The sequence below is a fragment of the Providencia sp. TYF-12 genome (genome assembly GCF_041344805.1).
Taxonomy (GTDB): domain Bacteria; phylum Pseudomonadota; class Gammaproteobacteria; order Enterobacterales; family Enterobacteriaceae; genus Providencia; species Providencia huashanensis.
Genome location: NZ_CP166833.1, coordinates 100,783 through 125,794, shown reverse-complemented (window position 1 = coordinate 125,794; position 25,012 = coordinate 100,783). Strand labels below are relative to the sequence as shown.

The following is a 25,012-nucleotide window of genomic DNA, read 5'->3' as shown; positions in this document are numbered from 1 at the left end:
TAATATATTATGAGTATAACAATCAATTATTGCTTATTGTTATATATTCAATAAATTGCTTTAGTAGCTCTGCTTCTGGAGACTTATCACTCTGTAATTTTTCTTCGGCAAGATATAAATTATTCATTCCAATAAGTATGGTTGCATCAATAATATTACAGGCACTTTCATTTTCCGTCAGATATGGCAATACATGACGAATAGCTTCAGCTTGAATATAAAGCCCATTATTTACAGCCGCTAATCCACTTTCAATAATAAGTTGCCTCATACTGAAATCTAATAAATTCATATCTTCTGAATTATCCCTGACAACATATCTTTCACTGCCCGCATAATAGCACTTTCATAACTCACAAAAACAGAATATTGTTGTATCGCAAATTGTGCCTGTAACATCCTTGCTGGGTCATTAAGGTCAGCTGCGGTCACCTTTGATTGCACTTCATTACCCGCTTTATCAACGAGTTGCGAAAGTTGGTTAGTAATCGCTTCTATGTCCATAGTTACTCCCTCGTGTTATAGCTGTTTATTTGAAGCGAACGATTGCGAAATTGCTTTGGACTACAATTTATGTAACGACGGAATCTATCCGTAAAATGGGCATGACTTGAAAACCCGCATTCTATGGCAATATCAATGACTCTCATGGATGTTGTACTTAACAGTTTCTTTGCATGTTTTATCCGTCGCTCCAACAACCAGCGTTTAGCTGTTTGACCATATGTACATAAAAATAACTCATTAAACTTACGCACAGGTAAATCAAATTCCTGAGCTAAGCGAACAACGGACCACTGACGCATAAAATGGTTTTCAATAAAACTACAAAAGTCTTTATTACCTGAAATATATTTATAAAGTAGAGAGGAAAAATATACGTTATCTAACCCTAAACAATAAGTATAAGCAAAGTGTAAAAAATTATCCTCTGAAAGCTGCAATAGATAGGTAAAAACATCCAATACATTCCTTTCTGCTCGAATAATTCTAATGGGTTCAATTGAATAAGTTATTTTTTCTTGAGGAATCAATAGGTTAATTATTTCAGGGTAAACCTTATGTAAACTGCTCGAATCAAAGTCTACAGATAATAGCTGATTCTTTAATATCGACTCTACTATAATTGCCTCATCATTGGTAATGACTAAACAATTTCCTGGGAATGTATAGGTTTTTCCATTCAAAGATAACTGACCTGAGTTTTTGCTGATAATAAACTTTATCGCAGACATACATTACCCTTATTAATAAAAAGACATTCGTTTATTTTCTAGTAAAAACGCATGAGAAAATATAAGGTATTAACCTGACATCATTGTTCCTCATTAAAACAATAACTAAGCATATAAATTACATATAACATCATAATTGTAAAATCAAAAATGATAGTTTCCATGTAAATTTGAAAAAATTCAAAATCAAAATATTTATTATCTAACTTCTAAATTAAGAAATTTTTATATTTTAACTTTAACAAAAAGGGTAATAACATGGTTTATATAGATTTCGATCAAAACGGGTATTATGAAGGTCAAAATAGCTATTATACACCAACCACTCCCTCAACAGGTGATGTGATAGTAAATAATGGTAATAATGGCATTCAAAATAATAACAATAACAGTATTCAAAATAATAATTATCGAAGTGCCATGACAAATCATTCTCTTATGGGAACAGCCATGGTCACAATGGAAAACATTATGTTGTTATTTACTGAATTAGCAAATTCTAAATTTGAAGCCATGTCAAAGAAAACAGAAGTTTCTCGTGATGCACAAGATATGGCGAATCGAGTTGACCGTATTATTGCTGATTTAGATAAACCAGACTCTACTGGAGAGCTTCCACCTGATGTCATTCATTATATGCGCGTTAACAATATCATGATTGATGGCAACCAAAATATTGATGACTTTATGCAAGGAAAAAATGGCAAATTAGATAAAGGTGACCTCACTGCCGTTAAATCAGCTTTAGAATCAGCTTCCGGTCGTGCTTCTGATTTTGTTCAACAAAGCCAACTTAAACTACAGCAACTCATGCAAAACTTTAATACCGCAGTCACAATGGCAAACAGTATCCAAAGCATGAATGCTGAATCAACTAAATCAATCGCTCAATCTATTCGTTAACAGCCTAAAAATAAATTGATAGCTATCTATAAAACCAAATATCGTAGGATTAAAGATGCAACAATTAGATCAATTTCAAAGCATGCTTAACGAACTGCAACGTTGCAGAATAAATGTTAAAAAGCAAATTAATGAATTCAAAGTACTACAGAATGAAATTAGCGAGTTACATAAAAAAGCAGATAAGGACCCAATTGCTTTACGTAAGTTAGCGAAATTTAATGATGTAATGCAAAGTGATATTGGAGCAGAAAAAATCATTAAAAAATCAGAAGAAGTAAAACTGATTTTTAATCAATTAAGCAAACAATTTAAACAACTTTCTGTTGAAAATACGGGTCAAAACAGAGACCTTTTTTCACCAGAAAAAAACAAAAGTGTAGTTAAAAAACAGTATCGTACTTTCGTCTAATTAACGTTTTGATACTTTTATCATCATGAGATTTATATGCCAAAAACAGTTAGCACTCTGTCACAAAATGAAAATAGCGACAATTTGCAGCATTTTTTAGCGCGTGGTGGTTCTTTAAAACTAATTGCTGGCTTAGATAGCCAGCAATTAGAACGACTCTATGCATATGCCAACCAATTGTTTAATGCCAATGATTTTTCCGCTGCACGCAATATTTATTATCTATTAACTTGTTTAGAACAATGGAACCCCGAAAATTTACTTGCTCTAGGGTTATGCCATCAACGTTTAGGTGAACATGAAAATGCCATAAATAACTTCGTACGTGCAGGGACGATTAAAATAGATGACCCTCGCCCCGCCTTTTTTACAGGCCTCAGTTATCACTTGCTGGGTAATACTGAATACGCAAATAAAGCATTTCATGCTGCCATTCGCTGGTGTAATGACTTAAAAGAGTATCAAGAAATCAAACAAAGTGCTCAAAAAATGCTAAATCCAATATCGGAGATATCACAATGACAATGCTTCTTGAGCGTTCTCTTTATCGAACAGATATATCTACAGAAAATAGGTTACATGATATATCGACCACTTTACCTAAAAGTACTCATCAGACAACCCCTTTGCAATTTGGTGAGTTAAATAATGTTGCTACAGCGCAAAATACACCAATGATAAAACTGGCAACTCCACGAGCCAGTAAAGAAGAGGTTTCTCAAACACAAGCTGCTTCTGATCTAGAAGAGGTATTCCAAACATTACAGCAGCTCTCTCCTGATAATGAAAGAAATAATACATCTAACCCTATGCTAAATATGTCTTTAGCCAAAATTGAAGGGTTACCAATGAACTCAATGTTTGCCGCATCATTACTACTCGTTGGTCAGGTTTTAGGGGACATTGCCTCAACTAAAGGGGAAATGCTTGAAATTCTGACTAAAAAACAAGACATGCTACGAATGGAAGAAGTCAAAAATATTCGCGAGCAAATGGAAAAAGCCGTTGAACAACAAGATAAAGCCAGAAAAGCCGGTGTTTTTGGTGTTATTTTTGACTGGGTTATTGCCGCAGTAGAAGTTGTCGTCGGTGTGACCAAAATGGTTGGTGGCTTCTTATCAGGTAATGCCATGATGGCTGCAAGTGGAAGCATGGACTTCATGGCTGGGCTTGCAGGTATTGGCAAAGCGGTAGCCAATACCATGGCGCTGATAGACCCCAATAACGCTGAAAAATATCATGCTGCGGCCAACAAGTTTGCTATCACACAGATGTCATTTGAACTTATGGGGGCGGCTATTGATATTACCAGTGCAGTGCGTAATGCAATCGCGACTAAAATTGTTCCAAAAGTGGCAACTCAAGTCTTAAAAGAAGGAGCAGGAGAAGCACTAAATGTGGCAATAAAAGAAGGCAGTCAAACAGCCATTAAAGGGATAGCTAAATCAGTTGGCCAAGAAGTCAGTACGCAAATTGGTAATCAAATTATCAATCAACTAGGGAAGCAAGCTGCTGAAAAAGCAGGAAAAACAATATTTAATAAAATGATTGATTCATTTTCACAAAAAGCAATAGAAGAACTTGTCACTAAATCCGTTGAAAAAGCGGCAAAGAAAGCAGCTAAAAAAGTGGCTAAAGATGGAATAGAACTAACCACAGAGCAATTGATTAGCAATACTACCAGACAAATACAAAAAGATGTTTTAAAAGCCGTCAGTAAAGCATCAGTATCTCGCGTTGATATGTTTTTGCAAACATCCCGAGGTGTGATATCAGGCGCACAGCAAGTAACGATAGGGTCTTTAGAAATCCAAAAGGCAAAATTACAAAAACAAATTGACCAATTAATGCTAGATCAAACTTGGCTGCAAAATATGTTTGAATTCTTTGAAAGAGAAAAAGAAGAAACCGTAAAAAAAGTACGCTCATTGCAAGAAGACAAAGCCGCTGTAGTTCAAGATGGTACTAAATTACTAAGTACGATAGCATCAACCCAAGCACATATCGCTTCTTCAATGGTTTAATGCTATGCATACCACTTCAATAACTCATGAGCACCCGAATAGTGAATTTATTGATTATTTTTCAACGAAAAGAGAGGAAAATCAATCAAACGCAATATTCGTTTCTAACGGGAGCTTATTAGCACCTTTACTTAGAAACTTAAGCGAAAAACCATTAAGTTCAGAACTTATCGAGGTGGCACTGAGTGAAGTCGCTATTGCATTAAATACTGTCAGAAACAACCTTCCCCAACAGCAAATATTATTATCTCAATTAGAAGAGGCGGCTCCCGGTAGTTTTTCCAACTGTATACCCGAAAATGCAGATTGGAACGATGCCATTAAACCAATAAATTCACATTGTAATAAAACAAGGTTTACAGATATCACTTCATTATTAATTGAATTAATAGGAAAAGTTGGTGAAAGTATGCGCAAAAGAGGAGAGCAAGTGCTACCTCTTTTATGTACTGTATATATGGTAAATTATGCATTAGGCCATATGAGTGCCGAGTTAATTAACCAGAGTACAATAAATTCCAGTAAACAAGTATTTACTGATGCACTAAAACAAATATCAACCTCAGGAGTGAATTATCATTACTCCCCAGAAAATAAAAACCATCCAACAGTGACTATTCCAGAAATAAATAAAACGACTTCATGCAAAAGTGAAGTTTTAAATGAGGGGGTGAGTTCCATACAACAAGTATTCGCCCAACAATTAAATGACTATACTGAATTAGGTAATCAAATTACCAACATCAGTCATTCCATACTAGACTCGTTAGAGTCTATTGACTCTAATACAATTAAGTCATTAATTAATGACACAAGCTGTTTTATTAACATAGATGACGAGTTAATTGCATCGGCAATTAGCAATAATGATAACGCTTATTTAAATTTCTCTAGAAAATAACTAATTACCTTAAATAAGGATTAAAAATGAATAACATCAACTCAAATACAATAGATATAGAACAAATATGTCCAAATCAATCTGATATAAAAAACGCTTCGATATCCTCATCAACGAATGTTTATGCCATGATGGATGCCATCATTTCAATGCTACAAAAAATGAATAGTGACATTCGCGATATGCAACGTGACTTCTTTGCATCTCAACAAAGCACCGCATTCAAAAAAGAGCTCACGGCAATATCGACCAAACAGGATTCAATACAACTTAATTATAAAGCAGCTTTATCCAACGCTATTGCAAAAACAACTTCAGGCGTCGTCAGTATCGGTGGTGCAGGCTTCGGCATGGCTAAGGGGGCAAGTCTAGGTGGTGAGTTTATTTCCGCAGGGACTAACGGGATTGGAAAAATGGTAGAAGGGTCGGTATCAGTAAGTATGGCGAGTACAACTCGTGATGCACAAAAAAAACAATTATTAGGCGATTTTCAGTCTAACTCAGCGATTGAGTACCATAAATTGCTCTCAAATACAGCCGATAAAGCCTCTGAAGCGTCAAAACGTATGTTAGATATAACACGCGAAATTATATCATTACAAGAAAGAATTACATCCTCTGTAAGAATGTAAATATTGCAAATAGAATAATGACTATACTAAATTAAGAAAGAATACAAAATATGGCTCAATTAGATGCAGTCACCGAGTATTTATATAGAAAAGGGAAGCAGCCTCAAAAAGCTTTCTTTAATAATAGCAGTGTTTTTATTGGTTGGAAGGTTGAGTTCACTCATTTTGAATTAACTTATAGGTTAAATGATAAAGAACTAATAATTTGTGACTTTTCCTCCACAGCACATTCAAAAAATAAAAGAATGGCAACCATTTCATTTATTAAATTTATTCACGAATTAGAATCTTGCTGTTTTGATTTTAATTCCATTCGTGGGTTACTGTTAGCTAGCCCGAACCCTGAAGTTACGGAACTCAGAGAGCGGTTAGCTCAATCACTTTTATCACAAGGTGCAACGTGGGAGATGATTAATGGTGATAATTGGCTAGTATATTTATTAAATAAAAATAGAATATAAATTAAATATTTTATTTATATATATTAATTTAAATAAAAAATATTATTTGACATCCATAGCTATTTATCGATAAAAATGTAATCAATAATAATTGAATCTATAATTTTAATATGAAGAAAAAAGTTTTATTAGTCGAAGACCATGAACTATTAAGTGCTGGTATTAAGCATTTTCTTTCATATCTTCCTGAGTATGAAGTTATCGGTGTTGTCTGTAATGGTTTACAGGTCTATGAAACCTGTCAGAAATTAAATCCCGATCTTGTTATATTAGACTTAGGCTTACCTGGCATGGATGGTATTGACGTCATTTGTCGGCTAAAACAACGTTGGCATGACCTCAATATTATTGTACTGACAGCAGATCGGGTGGAGCATCGGGCCTGTTCTGCACTGAATGCGGGCGCTATGGGGTATGTTTTAAAGAATAGCTCTCAGCAAACCTTATTATCAGCCTTGCAATCTGTGGTCTTTATGAATCGAGTTTTTATTGACCCTTCTTTAAGTGAAGCTCAAATATTTGAGTTAACCCAAACTAAAGAACCAGTACGACTAACAACTCGGGAAAGGCAAATATTAAAGCTAATCTCAGAAGAACGCCGTAACCGCGATATTGCAGAAGATTTAAAAATCACCATAAAAACAGTTGAAACACACCGTCTTAACTTAATGAGAAAACTAGGTACACACAGCTCCGTGGGGCTCGTCAAATGGGCATATCGATTAGGTATTTGCTAATTCAAGATATTTTAAATAGAAAATTATTTTTTACGACTAATACTAATATACTTAATCCATTGAAAAATAATGGTTAATATTTAATTTCATACAAATCATATAATTACAGATTTAATTATAATATATATTATTTTGGTTAAAAATAATGCTTTACAAACGATAGTGATAACTATTATCATTATCATCACCTCCTCAATACGGTTACTTAGTCACCTTTTGTTGGGGGTACGACATTTGACCTATCCCCGGAATTAGTACCAATCCCGTGATGAGATTTTCCAGCTTATGCTGCCTGCTTTGCATACTCAACAGGCGACATGTAATTCAACGAACTGTGCGGACGAACATGATTGTAATGCTCGCGCCATAAATCTATTTCGTATCTGGCCTCGTCCATCGTTCTAAACCAGTGTTGGTTCAGGCATTCGTTTCTGAACTTGCCATTCAAACTTTCAACAAATGCGTTTTGTGTTGGTTTACCTGGCTGAATAAAACCCAGAGTAACGCCGCTTTCTTTGCTCCAGAAGAACATCGCCTTACTTGTAAATTCAGTGCCATTGTCACAGATCACCTTATTTGGTTTGCCGCGTTGCTCAATCAGCAAACTCAAGAATCTGGCGACTTGCCGCCACTGATGGAAACCAAAACCAATTGGCCTACCATTTCACGCGAATAATCATCCACCACATTTAAAACCCTAAAGCGCCTGCCATTGCTGAGTTGATCCGATACAAAGTCCATAGACCAACGTTGATTCACAGCTGTTGGCACTTCCATAGGCTGTCGTGGCCGAGTCAGCTTTTTGCGTTTTTTTTTTACGCACCTGCAAACCTTCTTCGGTATAAAGGCGATAGGTATGCTTACGGTTTTTAACCCAACCTTCGCCCCGAAGCAGACTATGCAACATCAGATAGCCATAACGCGGATATTGGGTTGCCAATGCTTTCAACCGCTGTCGTATGCTGTTATCTGCATTCGTTTTGGGCTGATACCGCAATGCCGTTCGGCTTAATCCCGCCAACTTGCAAGCCACCCGTTCACTCAGGCGAAAAGCTTCTATCAAATGCTGAGCAACAGGTTTCCTTGCCGCTGGCGTCACCACTTTTTTTTGACAGTACATCCATCCTTCATTGCTCGACTTCTTCCAGCATCTTGTCGGCCAGCATTTTCTTAAGCTTGTTGTTCTCTGCCTCAAGCTCCTTCAATCGCTTGGCTTCGTTCACTTCTAGGCCTGCGTACTTACTGCGCCAGTTGTAGAAGGTCCCGACGGATATCGCCATCTCACGGCATAAGTCCTCGACCTTCGAGCCTGCTTCATGCTGCTTGATGGCTTTGATGATTTGTTCTTCGGTGTAACGTTTTTTCATTTTGAGATCTCCATTGGTTCCATTTTATTGGAAATCTCATCAATGTCATGGTCTTAAATTGGGGGGATAGGTCACATTGCTCACATTGCTTCCAGTGTTTACTTTAGCCAGCCTTGCGCTGGCTATTTTTTTACCTGATACAGCAGTTCTGTAATATGTTCACTATCGAATCTTCCTCATCTAACGATTTATCTCATCCAACAATGGCATACTTATTCAAATTATTTGAACTCTATGGTTAATGGTAGCTACTTTTCTCTAAGTGAAAACAGGTTAAACTGTCATCAATACATTAAGAGTGAGTTCAACCAAAGTTGAAGTCCGTAAAGGAGATAACACTATGATCTATCTACGTAAAGCAAATGAACGAGGTCATGCTAATCATGGTTGGCTCGATAGTTGGCACACTTTCTCATTCTCTAGTTACTATGATGAAAATTTTATGGGGTTCTCAGCACTAAGGGTGATTAACGAAGACTTTATTGCTGCAGGCCAAGGTTTTGGGACACACCCGCACAAAGATATGGAAATTTTAACCTATGTGCTTAATGGCACGGTGGAACATAAAGACAGCATGGGCAATATGGAGCAAATTCCCGCAGGTGAATTTCAAATTATGAGTGCAGGCACCGGTATTCGTCACTCAGAATATAACCCGGACAATGAAAAAGAACTGCATTTGTACCAAATTTGGATTATCCCTGAAAAAACAGGCATTGAACCACGTTATGAACAAAAGCGTTTTGATTCAAAAGATGGCAAACAACTTGTGCTTTCACCAAATGCGCAAGATGGTTCATTAAAAGTCTATCAAGATATGCAATTATGGCGTTGGGCATTGCCCGCGGATCAAATACAAACTCACAACATTGCAGATAAACGAGTTGTATGGATTCAAGTGGTAAAAGGGACTGTAGAAGTCAATGGGCAACAAGCCACAACTAGCGACGGCTTAGCAATTTGGCAAGAAAACAGCCTAACGATTAAAGCAGATGAAGACAGCGAAATCTTATTATTTGATTTGCCTGCCGCTGAATAACACGCCTAAAACAACAAAGGCTCTACCTTAGGTAGAGCCTTTTTCATGAAAATATACATTCAACGATTACAGTTTCGGACCTGCTTTAACTAATGCTTCACCCGCTGGGGTATCCGTATATTTATCGAAATTCTTCACGAAACGCTCAGCTAAATCTTTGGCTTTTTCATCCCACTGTGCTCTGTCTGCATAAGTATTACGAGGGTCAAGGATATTAGTATCCACACCAGGTAATGCTGTTGGGACTTCTAAATCGAAGACTGGCAATTTAATCATGTCAGATTTTTCAATATCACCGCTTAAAATAGCATCAATGATTGCACGGGTATCTTTAATTGAAATACGTTTACCCGTACCGTTCCAACCTGTATTCACTAAATATGCTTTCGCACCTGCTGCTTCCATACGTTTAACTAATACTTCTGCATATTGTGTTGGATGCAACGATAAGAATGCAGCGCCAAAACATGCTGAGAAAGTAGGCGTTGGCTCAGTCACACCACGCTCTGTACCCGCGAGTTTGGCGGTAAAACCAGAAAGGAAATGGTATTGAGTTTGTTCTGGCGTCAAACGAGAAACTGGTGGTAAAACCCCAAATGCATCCGCCGTCAGGAAGATAACTTTTGTCGCATGGCCTGCTTTAGAAACAGGTTTTACAATGTTATCAATGTGGTAAATCGGGTAAGAAACACGGGTGTTTTCTGTTTTTGAACCATCATTGAAATCAACCGTACCATCTGCTAACACCATGACGTTTTCAAGCAATGCATCTCGTTTGATAGCACCATAGATATCTGGCTCTGCTTCTTTAGACAGATTGATAGTTTTCGCGTAGCAACCGCCTTCGAAGTTGAATACGCCGTCATCATCCCAGCCGTGCTCATCATCACCGATTAACTTACGTTTTGGATCAGTCGACAGTGTGGTTTTACCTGTTCCTGATAAACCGAAGAAAATAGCAACATCGCCTTTTTCGCCGACGTTAGCAGAGCAGTGCATAGAAGCAATACCTTTCAACGGCAGAAGGTAGTTCATCATTGAGAACATCCCTTTTTTCATTTCGCCGCCGTACCAAGAGCCGCCGATCAACTGCATACGCTCAGTCAGGTTGAACGCTACAAAGTTTTCAGAGTTTAGCCCCTGCTCTTTCCAGTTAGGGTTAGTACATTTAGCACCGTTCATCACAATGAAGTCAGGCTCAAAACCTACTAACTCTTCATCTGATGGGCGAATGAACATGTTTTTAACGAAGTGTGCCTGCCAAGCAACTTCAGTGATGAAACGGACTTTTAGACGAGTGTCGGCATTAGCGCCACAGAATGCATCAATGATAAACAAACGTTTACCTGACAGCTGTTCTGTCACGATATGCTTGAGATCCGCCCAAACTTCTTGTGACATTGGCTTATTGTCGTTTTTACCTTTACCTTGGTCTGCCCACCACACTGTATCGCGAGTCACATCATCACGAACAATGTACTTATCTTTTGGTGAACGACCGGTAAAAATACCTGTATCAACCGCAACTGCACCTAAGGTGGTCACAGTACCGCGCTCATAACCTTCTAGCCCGGGCTTAGTTTCTTCCGTGAATAATAGCTCGTAACTTGGGTTATAAACCACTTCAGCCACATCATGAATACCGTACTTTTCAAGTTCCTTCAGGGTAATGCTTTTAGCGCTCATTATATTGCTCCTGGTAAACATAATTAATCTGCGGATGATCATAATTCTTTACGACTAATTAACAGCGATTGCTATCAAAGAATTGAAAATGTATAATTTTTTTTAATTCATAATGAGACTTAGAGCACGTAATAATGCTTTAAAATTATAAAAAAAAGGTGCAGAATTGCACCCTTGTCACATAATTAGGTTGCTAAATCGTATCAGTGAAGTTGCTGATTTAGCTCATTATTTAACCCTTGAATATCGGATTCAATAAATACATAGTGTGAGCCACAAAATTCACACTCCATATCAATTTTCCCATCTTTTTGCAAAATATCCTTAACATCTTCCTTTGGTAAAGTTGCTAATGTACTTTCGCAACGCTCCCTTGAACATGTACAACGAAACTCCACAGTTTGAGGGTCATACAAGGTGACATCTTCTTCATGATAAAGACGATGTAAAACCTCTTTCACATCTAATGTGCTGAGCTCTTGACCTTTAATTGTCGCAGTGAGTTGCACAAGATGGTCAAAAATATCATGGCTGGTTTCGTCAGCCGCGGGTAAAACTTGCAACAACATCCCACCAGCAGTCGCTTTACCGTCTACCTCACCTACACGAATAAATAAACGAGTCGGTAGCTGTTCAGATTGGCGGAAATAAGCATCAATACTTTCCTCAATAGAGTCGCCTTCAATCGCAACAATACCTTGATAACGCTCACCTTGGGTCGGTGTAATGGTGATCACAATAAACCCGTTGCCAACCATTTGCTTCAGTGTGCTACCAGCAACAACAGGGCCATCAATACGGGCAACGCCACGCATTTGCTGTAAGTTATTACCGTTGATAACCGCTAGCTTAACTGGCCCATCACCTTGGATTTGAACAGTAATATCACCATCAAACTTTAATGTTGCTGTTAATAAGCTAGTTGCAACGAGTAATTCACCTAATAAGCCTTTTACTGCGGCAGGATAGTCATGATTTTCTAAAATACGTTCAAAAGTGTCAGCGACACTGATCATTTCCCCACGAACAGAATGTTGTTCAAATAGAAAACGATGGAGTAAATCTTGCTTTGCCATAATATCTCTCTATTACTCTGGCCATCATTAAGACGGCTCATGAGAATTTGTATGTTTAAACTTTAACAGAGTGCGCCGTTCTTTTTTATCCGGGCGCCGATCTGGGTGTGGCATCGTCAGCGCATTCATTTTCCGCGCTTGCGTTAATTTTTCCCGTTGAGCAATACTTTCTGTTGTTTCACAGTAAAGTCGCTGTGCATCCGGAGCTCCTCGGCGTTGACTGCTAATTTCAATAATTTCAACTGTTCGCTCATCATTACCTTGCCTAAGCTTAATTAATGCTCGCAGTTCAACAATTTTGCCAGGTTTTGTTCTCTGCCCATTGTAATGTACTTTGCCGCCTTCAATCATCTCTCGAGCAATTGCACGGGTTTTATAAAATCGCGCAGCCCACAGCCATTTATCGAGGCGTACAGGTTCTACAGAAGGTTGATTCATAGTGCCTCCTCAAAATCAGTCTGAATCAAACTAAGTTGAGGCTCCCACTATTTTCGGGATAACACTATCGACGATAGGAAGGATTATTAGCCTCAAAGCACTTATCATAATATTGTGTAATATTACGCAAACGCTTCTTATTATTCAAAATACGCAGCACAATCAGTGAGCCATTGAGCAATGCACAAGCCATCAAAAACAGTACAAAAAGCGAGCTGCATACATACTGGGATACCACAGCTGCATTTGGCTCCTCATGTAAAGTAATGTGCAATGTGCCATTAGCATCCGTAGACAGATTGGTAATTATACCTTCAATATTAAAAGGTGTATTACTCAGAAGGCTCGATAACCTTTGTAGTTCATACCAACGCTGCAACGGTGACAGTTCATTAAAGGAAGCCCCTGATATCAAATCAACTAAAGGCTTATTCTCATCGCTAATCAATAACACGCCTCCAGGTGGCGGACTATTAATTTTCCGTACTTCTCTGTCTATTTCTGCCTTAATAAATTCATATGTGGTGTCTTCTACGATGTTTTCCAAGGCCTCTGCACTTCCTGCGCGTAATAAAACATGCGCTCCGTTCAATTTTCCAGCAGAAGCTTTACTCACCAGAGTTGGCCAATCCTCAGTGCTTCCAAGATTCATTAAGGCACTTTTTAGCTTTAGGCAGCGATTAGAAGTATGACACAGCTGTTCGGTATTCAGAATAATGGCAGAGAAATCAAAGATAATATTCATACCTGATTTCATGATATCACGCTGTAATCTAGGGTTAACACCAACGGCGTTTTTATCCGGGTGTAATTGGCTTTTAACCGTATTGAGTAATAAAATTGACTGTTCAACCACCTCAGACTGGGGCTCTGTTAGTAAACGGACATCGCTCCAATAAAGACCTGAACAATCAAACGGCACAAACTGTGCTTGGTTTTCTTTATTCAAATTAGGAGGTCGGTAACACATCCCTTTCCCTTGAGCCACTAACGTATCCCCAATTTTAAGTTGGCGGGAAGCGAGGTCACTTGGGTTTTCAACGGTAATTTTTTCTGTGCCGCCAAACCAAGCAAAACCTAGTTTTATAGGTAAACTCATTGATTGATATGAAAAAACTAATACTATGGCAAACAAGGCACCTATTAGCATCAACACATTTTTTTTGAATCGTTTGTAAGGGTAATAACGTTCTTCTTCATGCAAAGAAAGGTATTTTCCATGTCTGACAACCTCACCCGATGCATAAAAATCAATATTAACAGGTTGATTTGATTCATATTTTAAATAATTTTCCCAATGAGCTGGATAATGTAAATCAATACCGCCAATTGAGGTGTTCGTAGAATATTTTTTATCTAACTCACCATAGAGTTCCCAACGCTTTGGTTCCCCGTGAATACACTGAATATCTTGGTATTTACGAGGAAACATTCTTGAGCGAAATAAGACCAGCAGCCCGCTAACAAAACAAATAATCGTAATCACCAAGCCCCACTCCTGTAACAAAGGAATAGAAATCAGCGTTAAATAGCCAAACAAAAAGCTTAAACAAACAATCGCGGCACCAAGCCAGCCTGTAGAATTATGAAGTCGATGCTCTTCAACTGTTTCCTTACGAACCCGTAGCCGCTCGATATTTTGTTGACCACGTTCTTGAATAGCTGCCTCAGGCCAGTCTGAACCCAAACTTTGTTCTTCCTGCCACTCGTGACTAAAATCCCTTAAGGAATGACTATTGATGGAGATAATTAACGGTAAGTGATCGGTCTCCACAATTTCCATAACATTTTGACGTTGTAAGAAAGGTTCGAGCTGTGAAGGTAACTGAACCTCAATCGTATCAATAAAATAGCGCCAACTATTCCCTTGCTCTTGGCGTAAATTAAAACGCGTCAGTGAATGGCAAACGGTCGCAATAATCGAGTTTTTTTTGATTTGCCACGGAAGTTGAGAGGGAGTCATTGATACAGATAAACAATAATTTAAGTACTGGGATATTATCTGGTAGTCTGAATCAATCATTTTTCTGAAGGAAGGAGCTGCTACTGAGGGTATTTGATAGACAGCAGAACGCCGCCCCCGCCTGAAATAAAGGAAGGAAGCCATTATAGTTAGGCTAATAACAATTATAGCCGTTATAATGACATGGTTTAGCATTGTTTCCCCAATGAAAAATGAATAAGAAAAGCATAGCAACCCTGCTGCTTTCTCAAAATAAGCCAATTCCTATTCTATTTATGGTTTTTGTTTTAAATTACAATATGTTGTAAAAAAATATTTTATTTATTTATCTGTGCTATGTTTATGCGATGGTTATACTAGCAGCATTTTATCTACTCGATAATATCTATCATTTTTTTTTGATATAGGTCATAGTTAGAGTACTAGGTAAATGTGCCACATAAATAAATGAAATACGCTTTTAGCAATAGATTTCACTCATCCTGTTCGGAAATCGTTATGACAGAGTTAAAAAAACCTAAAATCTTGAATATTCAAGATGTTGCTCAATCAAAATTATTCAGCATCCAGTCAGTTGATCTCGAATTTAGCAACGGTGAAAAACGAGTCTATGAAAGAATGCGCCCAGCAAAACGCGAAGCTGTTCTTATTATTCCTATTATGGGTGATAACCTAATCCTAATCCGCGAATACGCAGTCGGGATTGAAAACTATGAATTAGGGTTCCCTAAAGGCGCTATAGACCCCGGCGAAGTCGCTCTAGAAGCTGCACAGCGTGAGCTTAAAGAAGAAATTGGTTATGGTGCTAATAATATTATTCAGCTAGCCAAGCTCACCATGTCCCCCTCTTACTTTTCAAGTAAAATGAATATCCTCGTAGCTGAAAACTTATACCACGAAAAACTCGAAGGTGACGAGCCGGAACCACTACAACAAATAATCTGGCCTATATCACGCATGATGGAGTTGCTAGAGCACCCTGACTTCAACGAGGCAAGGAATATTAGCGCACTTTTCTACCTTGAGCGTTACTTAAAAAGTAGTAAGTAATAATACATATATTCTGTATTTTTTTCATGCCTACCTTAACTTTCATGATAAAAAAACACCCCATGTTCTTAGTCAACAATGGGGTGCGTTAAACAAGGCAATAACCCTAAAATAACTCTTGAGTAGAGCCACTTTCTGTTGAAATTGTTGTTCCAACTTCTTGTATTGCATGTTCTTTCGGTTCGGTTCCTTCAATAAAGTATTCTCTACGGGAAGAGCCTAATTTACCTGTACGACTATCAATCGATACCGAAATCACACCTTTAGGTGGCTTCATTGTTTTCACTGGCACCCCCTCTAAGACGGATTTCATAAAATCATCCCACATCGGCTGAGCACTTTTCGCCCCTGCCTCACCGCGACCGAGTGTTCGTTTATTATCATCAAAACCAATCCACGTCGATGCGACTACATCCGGGCCATAACCAGAGAACCAAGCATCTTTTGAGCTATTGGTTGTTCCTGTTTTCCCACCAATATCACGGCGACCACCTAAATCTCTTGCCGCACGCCAGCCAGTTCCAGACCAGCCAGGTTCCCCATAGATATTCGTCATCATCGCATCCCTAATTAAGAAAGCGAGAGGCGTATTTATCACATGCGGTGCATACCGGTCATCAGAATTTGCGTCAGTATTCCCAGCAGTCGCCAGCTCCATTGTAGGCTCTTGTACCACTGCGTTATTACCGGATTGTGTCACTTCCTCTGTTGATTCATCATCAATACCTTTAATCACAATCGTACGTTCTGTATCACCATAAATAACTGGAATATGAGTGCAATCTGGGCAAGCTAATTTTGGTTTCGCTTCAAAGATGACTTCATCATTATGATTTTCGATCTTCAAAATATAATATGGGTCAATAAGGTAACCCCCATTCACCATAACAGCATAACCACGTACCATTTGCATTGGCGTAAATGAAGGTGCACCTAATGCCAACGCTTCTGTACGGTTAATATTCTCAGGTGGGAAACCAAAGCGAGTCAAATAATCGGCTGCATAATCAACGCCCATAGCCCTCATTGCTCGCACCATAACTACGTTTTTAGATTGCCCTAACCCTTGACGCAAACGGATAGGACCATCATAACGAGCAGGGGAATTTTTTGGACGCCAATCTGAGCCCGCACCCGCATCCCAACGGCTAATCGGCACATCATTTAATAATGATGATAACGTCAAGCCTTTATCCATTGCTGCGGTATAAAGAAACGGCTTAATATTTGAACCAACTTGGCGTAAAGATTGAGTAACGCGGTTAAATTCACTCATATTAAAATCAAACCCACCAACAAGGGCAATAATAGCCCCATCGTTAGGATTCAATGCAACAAATGCGGCATTAACATCTGGTACTTGCCCTAACCACCAGTTGTCTTTAACTTTACGCACCCAAATTTGTTCGCCAGCTTGTACCACTGCATTAACGGCTCTTGGTGAGGCGCCTTGTTGCGTATCCGATATAAACTTACGAGCCCAACGTACACCAGCCATCGTAATTGAAATTTGCGAACCATCAGCCAACATGACCTCAGCTTCAGACCCTGTTGCCGATACAACAACCCCTGGCATCAAAGGGCCATAGACTGGCATCTTTTTCAATTTTTCAATAATTTTATCTGATGCCCAAGCTGTTTCTGTTGGTTTCCATAACACATCAGCAGGGCCACGATAACCATGGCGAGTATCATAATCGATCAAGTTATTACGTACCGCGGTTGTTGCCGCTTCCTGATCTTTACGGATCACCGTGGTATATACTTTATACCCGTCAGTGTAGGCGTCTTCACCGTATTTATCATACAGTGTTTGGCGAGCCATCTCGGCTAAATAAGGTGCGGAAAAATCTATTTTTGGTGCATGATAAGAAGCAACTATTTTCTCATTTTTCGCTTGTTCATACTGATCTCGCGTAATATATTTTTCTTCAAACATACGAGAAAGTACGACATTACGGCGGTTTACCGCGCGATCATACGAATAAAGAGGGTTAAACGTTGATGGTGCTTTAGGCAAACCTGCAATCATTGCAATCTCACTGAGCGTCAACTCATCAACAGTTTTACCAAAATACACATAAGCAGCAGCCCCAACACCATAAGCGCGGTTACCCAAATAAATTTTATTTAGGTATAGCTCCATAATTTCATCTTTAGTAAAAAGCTGCTCAATACGAATCGCCAAGAAAGCCTCTTTAGCTTTACGCATAAGGGTTTTTTCAGGGCTTAAATAAAAATTCCTCGCCAGTTGCTGAGTAATCGTACTCGCCCCTTGAGATGCATGACCCGATGAAGCCATCACCGAAACAGCCCGAAAAATACCAATTGGGTCGATGCCGTGGTGGTCATAAAAACGGCTATCTTCGGTTGCGATGAATGCTTTTACCATCAATGGTGGAATTTCTGTCAGCGGTAATGGAATACGACGTTTTTCACCGTATTGAGCAATCAGTTCATTATCAGCGCTGTATACCTGCATTGGAATTTGCAGACGGATGTCTTTCATTGTTGCTACATCAGGCAACTCACCTTCAACATATTTATACATGCCATATATCGAAGCGGTTCCCAAAAAAATGCAACAGAAAACAAGAATAAAAAAATATTTTACGAACTTCACCTGAAAATTCCCATGCCTGGCAAACAAGAGGGTTTAGATATCACTAACGCATAGTATAAAGCTTATACAGCACAATAGAAAATGTAATTTATTGGTTAATGATAAGGAAATTAACTATGTACACATCAAAATGGAACATTGGAATCGACCTATATCAAAGCAAAATTCAGCTAGTTGCCGCTAAACGTCGCAAGAAACACTGGTCTTTGTGTGAATGCTGGCAACAACAACTTCCCTTCGAAATTGCTGACAAATCAGACCATGAACAATACAAGATTCTACTGAATATTTTAATACAATGGCGTCAGAAATTACCTAAAAACTGTTCTGTATCTATCGCATTACCTGCAGTTAGGACACTAAAACAACAATTTGCATTACCTAGCCAAATTAATCTACAGCAACCAGAATTAGGTTGGTACCTACAACTGCAAGCTGAAAAACGTTTTCCTATGCATGCTCAAGAACTGGCAATGGATTATAGAGTAATCAATCAACACGTTTATTTTAATGGGGCTCGAAAATCAGAAATTAACTTTTGGCAAAAATTATTAGCAGAAAGCGGATTCAATCTACTGGCAATTGATGTCGCCCCCGTTGCGCTGCGTTATGTTGCTCGCCATGCGGGCTTACCCGATGAAAGCTGGCTAGTTCACTATAGGCAAGGTGAGTGGCTGTGGTCTGGCCCTATTAGTCAACCCGCCAACTATAACCATCTACCCGACACCGAAACCCCGACGCTATCTGCATTATTGTCTTTACTCAACCAAGAAGAGTCATCACCGATATTACCCATTTACCTCATTACCGACCATCAAAACATTCATGATAAACATAGCATTGAAGCAATACATAGCTGGGAGTTACGCCAAGCTTTTCAGCATAACAATCTTAAAATCCCCCATCAGTTAGGGGATTTTGTGATAGCAGCAGGGCTAGCATTACGGCATGGAGATATTTAACTCATGGGGTTATCAAAACTATATCAAGTTAACTTTCTGCCTTGGCGGCAGCAGCAAATTGCGAAGAAACAACGGTTATTTATTGTTTTTTCTCTGGTTGCTGGCTGCTCAGTGCTTATCACTTGTTGCTTTTTAGTCTTTTTTCACCAATTGGAAATTGAAAAGCAACAAAAAATAAAATATCACCATCAACAACAATATGAGCAAACGCAACAGTTAGTACAACGAGTATCTCTCCAGAAAAAACAACTCCTCGAATTGATTAACCAAAAAAACAGATTGGATGAGGTTATGAACAATAACCAGTTTTTACTCAAATTATTACAAGACTTGCCATTAATCACACCATTAAAAAGTTGGCTTACTACCGTCCAATTAGTTGATAATAAAATAGAAATAAAAGCCCGCAGTTATGACTTCCAAAATGTTAGCTTACTAAGCCCTAAGCTTAAAGAGCGAGGGCTAAACCACATCCAATTAAAAAAGCTCAGCCGTACAAACCAAGTACACCGGTTACATTTAACCGCTATACGCCAAGGAGAAGCTAATGAGTGAATCACTTCATGCTTTTTGGTATCGCCCTTTTTGGCAGCAAACCATACCCATTTGGCTATTTATCAGTTTATTTTTATTTGCAGGCTATTTTTTATACTGGAAAGAAAATGAAATACTACGTCTTGAATTAGAATCGGAAAACAATAGTTTAATTGAAAAAATAACAAAAGAAACCAGACAATTACAGCACTTTCCGCCCTTACATCTATTAGAACAGCAAGCAGATGTTCTAAAGCAAATTGTCGATGCTAAAGGTGAACCACTAGAACTACTTTCACAACTTAATACATTACTGAACCATTCAACTGTCATATTAAACCAACTACAACCAACGAGTAGCCATGGCTATTTCCTCGAAGTTCAAGGGGATTTCATCAGTGTCTATCGCTTTATAGAGCAACTTCTCACTTTGCCTAATACTCAACGATACCGTTACTCAGATATAAAATTAACTTCAAAGCAAGGTGCTATACTCGCATCAGTCACTTTTTCATCAATTAACCACACTTTCGCTATCAAGGATGATAATAGTAATGAATAGAAAGTTAATTAACACACCGATACTCGTAGCTATCATAGGGTGTTTCTTTTTGCCTGCTTTTTGGCTATCAGCTCAAGAAATACGAGACCCATTTGCGCCTTTACATCCCGTAGAGGAACAAACACAGTCTAGTCCAGTGATGGCTACGAGCCTATCTTCTCAACATACAGACCCTTTAATTGAAAAAATTTTTCAATTAATTTCAATCGATGCTCTAGAAATACGCACTCAACTAGAGCACCCCAAAACTTTATTGTTATCAAAAAATGCATCTATTCATCATGACCACACCACAAATAGTGTGATAGTCAAAGATAATCAACAGCGAATAGCCTTACTAGAAGAGTGGATAAAACAAAAAGATAAACCCAATAAACAAGTTCAAATAACAGCGCATATTATTAGTAGTAGCCGAACCGCATTACAAGAATTAGGGCTTGAGTGGGGAATATTAGCGGGGAATACAGCCAACAGTCATCTTAACCGTTATAACCGTTATCATTCCGCACCGGGGCAATTTTCGTTTAATGTGTTAAAACTAAGCGATGGGTTACTTGAATTAAAATTAAACGCTTTAGAAAAAGAAAATTTACTCTCCATTATTGCTAGCCCTCGGTTAATCGCCTCACACCAACAACCTGCGAGTATTCAACAAGGTACAGAAATACCCTATGTCACAAGCAATGAAAAGAAAACTCACGTACAATTTAAAGATGCTGTACTAGGTATGGATGTCACCCCGACCATTATCCGCAATGAAAAAGTAGAGTTGAACCTAAAAATTAGCCATAACTCGCCAGATACCGCACTAACCAGTAGCCAAAGTCACCATTTAGCAATAAATAAGCAAGAAATATCAACATCCGTCACTATTAAAAATAATGAAACCCTAATATTAGGTGGCATTTTTCAGCAAAAACAAGAAAAAACAGAGACAGGTTTACCATTTATCTCTCAAATTCCTCTCTTAGGGTCATTATTTACAAATACTGCGGAACATATAGATAGAAGGGTTCTTATTGTTTTTATAACGCCAAAACTTATCAATATTTAACGCGAATAAAATAACACATATACTTCAATGAGTTGAATAAACAATAAGCCAAAGATTAGTCAAAAAAAATATTTTTATGCTATAAACCTACCGGATAAATTTGACGCTGGCGTCGTTTTAGCATACAAGGTTATCCATTGAGTGTTCTAACTATCCGTAGATTAAAGAACAAGCTGTCAGTCGCTTATAAAACAGCCACAACAATTTTGCTCTAAAAATAACAGAAATCATGCGCTACTACCTATAGGCAAAACCTGTTAAAACTATGCTAAACAATGCATTAGGCAATATAGACGGCTCAAACATTGAGACCTGTAATTTTAAATGTGGCACTTTGTTCGCTTAGTGCCGCATTTATATAGTTGCAATTCGGGTTGATGTATTGAGATAATTTTCTTATCTGATCTCACATCATCACTAATGAGGTTTCAGTTTATAGGTCCCGCCGCTAATTCGATTGGCGGGGCGGGTGATCATTAACGAATAATCGTAGTAATACCAAAAAACATGGCAGAGAAACGCAATATCTTTCTGGTTGGACCGATGGGTGCTGGCAAAAGCACTATTGGCCGTCAGTTGGCTCAACAGCTTAATATGGAGTTTTTCGACTCTGATCACGAGATAGAAAAACGTACTGGCGCAGATGTAGGCTGGGTATTCGACCTTGAGGGTGAAGAAGGCTTTCGCGATCGCGAAGAAAAAATCATCAATGAGCTCACTGAGAAACAAGGCATCGTATTAGCAACGGGTGGCGGTTCTGTTAAGTCCAAAGAAACCCGTAATCGCTTGTCCGCTCGTGGAGTCGTTGTCTATCTTGAAACGACCATTGAGAAACAATTATCCCGTACACAACGTGACAAAAAGCGTCCTCTATTACAAGTTGACGAACCGGCACGTGAAGTACTGGAAAAACTGGCTGACGAGCGCAATCCTATGTATGAAGAAATTGCTGATATTACCATTCATACTGATGAACAAAGCGCTAAAGTTGTCGCAAGCCAAATCATTGAGCTATTAGAGAAAAACTAATTAATCATGGTGTTATTTTCATAAAATAATGAACTCAAGGTAAAGCAAGATGGAAAAAGTCACTGTTACTCTGGGCGAACGTAGTTATCCAATCAATATCGCGCCAAGTTTATATAACGAACCTGGGGCATTTTGGCCATTAACTACTGGGCAACGCGCAATGATAGTGACAAATGAAACGCTTGCACCAATTTATCTTGAAAAGGTAAAACACGCTCTTGAATCTTCTGGCGTAAAGGTTGACAGCATCATTCTTCCTGATGGCGAACAATACAAATCGCTATTCATCATGAACGATGTTTTTACCGCACTACTTGAAAAGCACCATAACCGAGATACTACCCTCATCGCTCTTGGTGGGGGGGTTATCGGTGACCTTACGGGTTTCGCTGCTGCTAGCTATCAGCGCGGAGTACGTTTTATCCAAATTCCTACCACCTTATTATCTCAAGTGGACTCTTCTGTTGGCGGTAAAACCGCAGTAAACCATCCTCTAGGGAAAAATATGATTGGGGCATTTTACCAACCTGCCTCGGTAGTTATTGACCTTGATTGTTTAAAAACCTTACCCAAAAGGGAATTAGCCTCCGGCTTAGCAGAAGTGATTAAGTATGGAATAATTCTTGATGGTGACTTTTTTACATGGTTAGAAAACAATATTGATGCTCTGGTCGCGCTAGATAACCAAGCGATGGCCTACTGCATACGTCGTTGTTGCGAATTGAAAGCACAAGTCGTTGCTGCTGATGAAAAAGAAACCAGTGGGTTACGTGCGCTTCTCAATTTAGGTCACACCTTTGGGCATGCCATTGAAGCTCATATGGGCTATGGTGTCTGGTTACATGGTGAAGCCGTTGCAGCAGGTATCGTTATGGCAGCAAGAACTGCTGAATTGATAGGCCAATTTACACCGGAGCAAACCCAACGGGTGATAGCACTTTTAGAACGTGCATCACTTCCTGTCAAAGGCCCTTCACAAATGAAGCCAGATGATTATCTACCGCATATGATGCGCGATAAAAAAGTAATGGGTGGAAAACTGCATTTAATTTTACCTACCACTATCGGGCATTCAGAAATGCGCGCGGACATCGATGCGCAAACTGTCATTGCAGCGATATCTTCCTGCATGCCATAAAAATATGACAAAATGGTCAGATACGTTACCAAAAACAGAGAAAACCCTGAATTTTTACAAGCGTTTTAAAATGTTACTGGTAGATGTACGCTAAAGTCGTTAAATTATAAGGTATGCCTACGCCTAGATACAATAATCTGGAAATGCACAATACCAATATGGCTAGCACGGTATTACGAAAGCATATATGCTTTAAAAATAAGCATCGATATTCTGCTTGGTCGCTAACAGGTTGTACTGATAAGAGACATTTTATCTCTACTATAGGCAAATTTTATTCGGGAGAGGAAGATGGACGAATTTAAACCAGATAATCAAGGCCAAAATGATCTTAGGCCAGATACATCAGATAGACCGACAGGGCGTTCACGCCAATCCGCTGCTACAAAGCCTAAATTAGCACTCTCACGCCAACATATTATGATTGGTGTCGGTGTTTTAGTTTTATTACTACTCATTATTGCGATCAGTTCTGCGTTAAAAGCGCCTACTGAGCATGAAAAGTTGCAAACAACCGGCACTAACAACCAACAAAATATTGATTTGTCTAACTCATCCTCTTTGACAAACTCACAAGAGCAAGCTCAGACGGGTCAGGCACAAGAAATCTCAGGATCTCAAATCACACCGACACCAACTCAAGGTGAGCCAAAAACTCAACCTAATGGCTTGGGTGAGCGGATCGAAATCCCAGGTGATGTGGTAGATGCTTTAAATCAAGGCCAAACACCAACCGCTGAAACAACACAACCACAAAATGTAACACCGCCAGCAATCAAACCTGCAGAACAGCAACCTGTGGCACCGCCAACAGCACCTGAAAAAACCCCTGCGAAAGTGGTTGAGCCAAAACATCCGGTACAACCTAAGCAACCGACTAAGGCTGCGGCCAATAACCATGGCAGCAATGTCATGTCAGCTCCTGCGGGTACCTACACTCTGCAACTTAGTAGTGCAAGCCGTTCAGATACGCTGGAAGCATTTGCTAAAGAAAACAAACTTGCCAATTACAAGGTCTACAAAACTATTCGTAATGGGCAAACTTGGTATGTTCTCATTCACGGTAATTATAATTCAGTCACTGACGCAAAAAATGCAATAGCAACTCTACCTTCTGCTGTTCAAGCGAAAAAGCCGTGGGTTAGAAATATGAAACAAGTCAAACAGGATCAAAAATAACAACGTT

The 25,012-nt window shown here is 38.8% G+C and carries 25 protein-coding genes and 1 pseudogene; 17 read left to right on the top strand and 9 right to left on the bottom strand.

Annotation, left to right across the window (positions count from 1 at the left end; all coding sequences use genetic code 11):
• Positions 1–22: 22 nt before the first annotated feature.
• Genes ABE954_RS00550 through ABE954_RS00540 form a run of 3 tightly spaced genes read right to left on the bottom strand, consistent with a single transcriptional unit; the run spans position 23 to position 1,235 of the window.
• The gene (locus tag ABE954_RS00550; protein WP_042848613.1) at positions 23–292 is read right to left on the bottom strand and encodes an EscG/YscG/SsaH family type III secretion system needle protein co-chaperone; all 270 of its coding nucleotides are present in this window, start codon (positions 290–292) and stop codon (positions 23–25) included.
• Complete coding sequence (gene sctF, locus ABE954_RS00545; protein ID WP_042848614.1) at positions 289–504, bottom strand: type III secretion system needle filament subunit SctF; 216 nt, start codon at positions 502–504, stop codon at positions 289–291. Before sctF ends, ABE954_RS00550 begins: the two co-directional genes overlap by 4 nt.
• A gap of 2 nt (positions 505–506) precedes the next feature.
• On the bottom strand, positions 507–1,235 hold the full coding sequence (locus ABE954_RS00540) for a helix-turn-helix transcriptional regulator (RefSeq protein ID WP_371025691.1): 729 nt from the start codon (positions 1,233–1,235) through the stop codon (positions 507–509).
• Between the two features lie 258 nt (positions 1,236–1,493).
• Here ABE954_RS00540 and ABE954_RS00535 point away from each other — a divergent pair, with 258 nt between their 5' ends.
• The 8 genes from ABE954_RS00535 to ABE954_RS00500 all read left to right on the top strand — a co-directional run bounded on the left by ABE954_RS00535 (position 1,494) and on the right by ABE954_RS00500 (position 7,305).
• A complete protein-coding gene (locus tag ABE954_RS00535) occupies positions 1,494–2,138 on the top strand; it encodes a secretion protein EspA (protein WP_129467231.1) in 645 nt (214 codons plus the stop codon).
• Between the two features lie 55 nt (positions 2,139–2,193).
• The gene (locus tag ABE954_RS00530) at positions 2,194–2,550 is read left to right on the top strand and encodes a hypothetical protein (RefSeq protein ID WP_048605587.1); all 357 of its coding nucleotides are present in this window, start codon (positions 2,194–2,196) and stop codon (positions 2,548–2,550) included.
• A 36-nt stretch (positions 2,551–2,586) separates the two neighbouring features.
• Positions 2,587–3,072, top strand: a complete 486-nt coding sequence (locus ABE954_RS00525) for a SycD/LcrH family type III secretion system chaperone (protein ID WP_042848616.1) — start codon at positions 2,587–2,589, stop codon at positions 3,070–3,072.
• A complete protein-coding gene (sctE, locus tag ABE954_RS00520; protein ID WP_129467230.1) occupies positions 3,069–4,574 on the top strand; it encodes a type III secretion system translocon subunit SctE in 1,506 nt (501 codons plus the stop codon). Before ABE954_RS00525 ends, sctE begins: the two co-directional genes overlap by 4 nt.
• Positions 4,575–4,578: 4 nt before the next feature.
• Positions 4,579–5,475, top strand: a complete 897-nt coding sequence (locus ABE954_RS00515) for a hypothetical protein (protein WP_371025690.1) — start codon at positions 4,579–4,581, stop codon at positions 5,473–5,475.
• Between the two features lie 26 nt (positions 5,476–5,501).
• The gene (locus ABE954_RS00510) at positions 5,502–6,107 is read left to right on the top strand and encodes a hypothetical protein (RefSeq protein ID WP_042848618.1); all 606 of its coding nucleotides are present in this window, start codon (positions 5,502–5,504) and stop codon (positions 6,105–6,107) included.
• A 50-nt stretch (positions 6,108–6,157) separates the two neighbouring features.
• The gene (locus tag ABE954_RS00505) at positions 6,158–6,568 is read left to right on the top strand and encodes a hypothetical protein (protein WP_071547567.1); all 411 of its coding nucleotides are present in this window, start codon (positions 6,158–6,160) and stop codon (positions 6,566–6,568) included.
• A 110-nt stretch (positions 6,569–6,678) separates the two neighbouring features.
• The gene (locus tag ABE954_RS00500) at positions 6,679–7,305 is read left to right on the top strand and encodes a two component system response regulator (RefSeq protein ID WP_042848619.1); all 627 of its coding nucleotides are present in this window, start codon (positions 6,679–6,681) and stop codon (positions 7,303–7,305) included.
• Positions 7,306–7,588: 283 nt separating this feature from the next.
• Here the strand turns inward: ABE954_RS00500 and ABE954_RS00495 are convergent.
• Positions 7,589–8,672: pseudogene (locus tag ABE954_RS00495) on the bottom strand (IS3 family transposase).
• 340 nt (positions 8,673–9,012) lie between these two features.
• Here ABE954_RS00495 and ABE954_RS00490 point away from each other — a divergent pair.
• The gene (locus ABE954_RS00490) at positions 9,013–9,711 is read left to right on the top strand and encodes a pirin family protein (protein ID WP_048605591.1); all 699 of its coding nucleotides are present in this window, start codon (positions 9,013–9,015) and stop codon (positions 9,709–9,711) included.
• A 66-nt stretch (positions 9,712–9,777) separates the two neighbouring features.
• Here ABE954_RS00490 and pckA read toward each other — a convergent pair whose 3' ends face one another.
• From pckA to ABE954_RS00470, 4 genes are all read right to left on the bottom strand, one after another.
• Positions 9,778–11,397 carry a phosphoenolpyruvate carboxykinase (ATP) gene (pckA, locus tag ABE954_RS00485; RefSeq protein ID WP_129467229.1) on the bottom strand — a complete coding sequence of 540 codons (1,620 nt, stop codon included), beginning with the start codon at positions 11,395–11,397 and terminating at the stop codon, positions 9,778–9,780.
• A 203-nt stretch (positions 11,398–11,600) separates the two neighbouring features.
• Positions 11,601–12,473: an Hsp33 family molecular chaperone HslO gene (gene hslO / locus ABE954_RS00480; protein ID WP_371025689.1), complete on the bottom strand. Its 873-nt coding sequence runs from the start codon at positions 12,471–12,473 to the stop codon at positions 11,601–11,603.
• A gap of 27 nt (positions 12,474–12,500) precedes the next feature.
• On the bottom strand, positions 12,501–12,911 hold the full coding sequence (gene hslR, locus ABE954_RS00475) for a ribosome-associated heat shock protein Hsp15 (RefSeq protein ID WP_129467228.1): 411 nt from the start codon (positions 12,909–12,911) through the stop codon (positions 12,501–12,503).
• A gap of 64 nt (positions 12,912–12,975) precedes the next feature.
• Entirely contained in the window at positions 12,976–15,069 is a 2,094-nt protein-coding gene (locus ABE954_RS00470) for an IgaA/UmoB family intracellular growth attenuator (protein WP_129467227.1), read from the bottom strand.
• A 303-nt stretch (positions 15,070–15,372) separates the two neighbouring features.
• On the opposite strand from ABE954_RS00470, the gene nudE reads away from it, so the two are divergent.
• Positions 15,373–15,924 carry an ADP compounds hydrolase NudE gene (nudE, locus tag ABE954_RS00465; RefSeq protein ID WP_071547565.1) on the top strand — a complete coding sequence of 184 codons (552 nt, stop codon included), beginning with the start codon at positions 15,373–15,375 and terminating at the stop codon, positions 15,922–15,924.
• A gap of 106 nt (positions 15,925–16,030) precedes the next feature.
• On the opposite strand, the gene mrcA is transcribed toward nudE, so the two are convergent.
• Positions 16,031–18,547, bottom strand: a complete 2,517-nt coding sequence (gene mrcA / locus ABE954_RS00460) for a peptidoglycan glycosyltransferase/peptidoglycan DD-transpeptidase MrcA (protein ID WP_371025688.1) — start codon at positions 18,545–18,547, stop codon at positions 16,031–16,033.
• A 116-nt stretch (positions 18,548–18,663) separates the two neighbouring features.
• Between mrcA and pilM the strand changes: the two genes are divergently transcribed.
• The 7 genes from pilM (at position 18,664) to ABE954_RS00425 (ending at position 25,005) form a co-directional block, all read left to right on the top strand.
• Positions 18,664–19,509, top strand: a complete 846-nt coding sequence (gene pilM, locus ABE954_RS00455; RefSeq protein ID WP_048605594.1) for a pilus assembly protein PilM — start codon at positions 18,664–18,666, stop codon at positions 19,507–19,509.
• Positions 19,510–19,512: 3 nt separating this feature from the next.
• Positions 19,513–20,064 carry a PilN domain-containing protein gene (locus tag ABE954_RS00450; RefSeq protein ID WP_131680853.1) on the top strand — a complete coding sequence of 184 codons (552 nt, stop codon included), beginning with the start codon at positions 19,513–19,515 and terminating at the stop codon, positions 20,062–20,064.
• Positions 20,057–20,605 carry a hypothetical protein gene (locus tag ABE954_RS00445; RefSeq protein WP_042848630.1) on the top strand — a complete coding sequence of 183 codons (549 nt, stop codon included), beginning with the start codon at positions 20,057–20,059 and terminating at the stop codon, positions 20,603–20,605. Before ABE954_RS00450 ends, ABE954_RS00445 begins: the two co-directional genes overlap by 8 nt.
• On the top strand, positions 20,598–21,659 hold the full coding sequence (locus ABE954_RS00440) for a secretin N-terminal domain-containing protein (RefSeq protein ID WP_072065726.1): 1,062 nt from the start codon (positions 20,598–20,600) through the stop codon (positions 21,657–21,659). Before ABE954_RS00445 ends, ABE954_RS00440 begins: the two co-directional genes overlap by 8 nt.
• Positions 21,660–22,166: 507 nt before the next feature.
• Positions 22,167–22,688, top strand: coding sequence for a shikimate kinase AroK (gene aroK / locus ABE954_RS00435; protein WP_004906592.1), 522 nt, complete (start codon positions 22,167–22,169; stop codon positions 22,686–22,688).
• A gap of 49 nt (positions 22,689–22,737) precedes the next feature.
• On the top strand, positions 22,738–23,826 hold the full coding sequence (gene aroB / locus ABE954_RS00430; protein WP_048605596.1) for a 3-dehydroquinate synthase: 1,089 nt from the start codon (positions 22,738–22,740) through the stop codon (positions 23,824–23,826).
• Between the two features lie 291 nt (positions 23,827–24,117).
• Positions 24,118–25,005, top strand: coding sequence for an SPOR domain-containing protein (locus ABE954_RS00425; protein WP_166685572.1), 888 nt, complete (start codon positions 24,118–24,120; stop codon positions 25,003–25,005).
• The last annotated feature ends 7 nt before the right edge of the window (positions 25,006–25,012 follow it).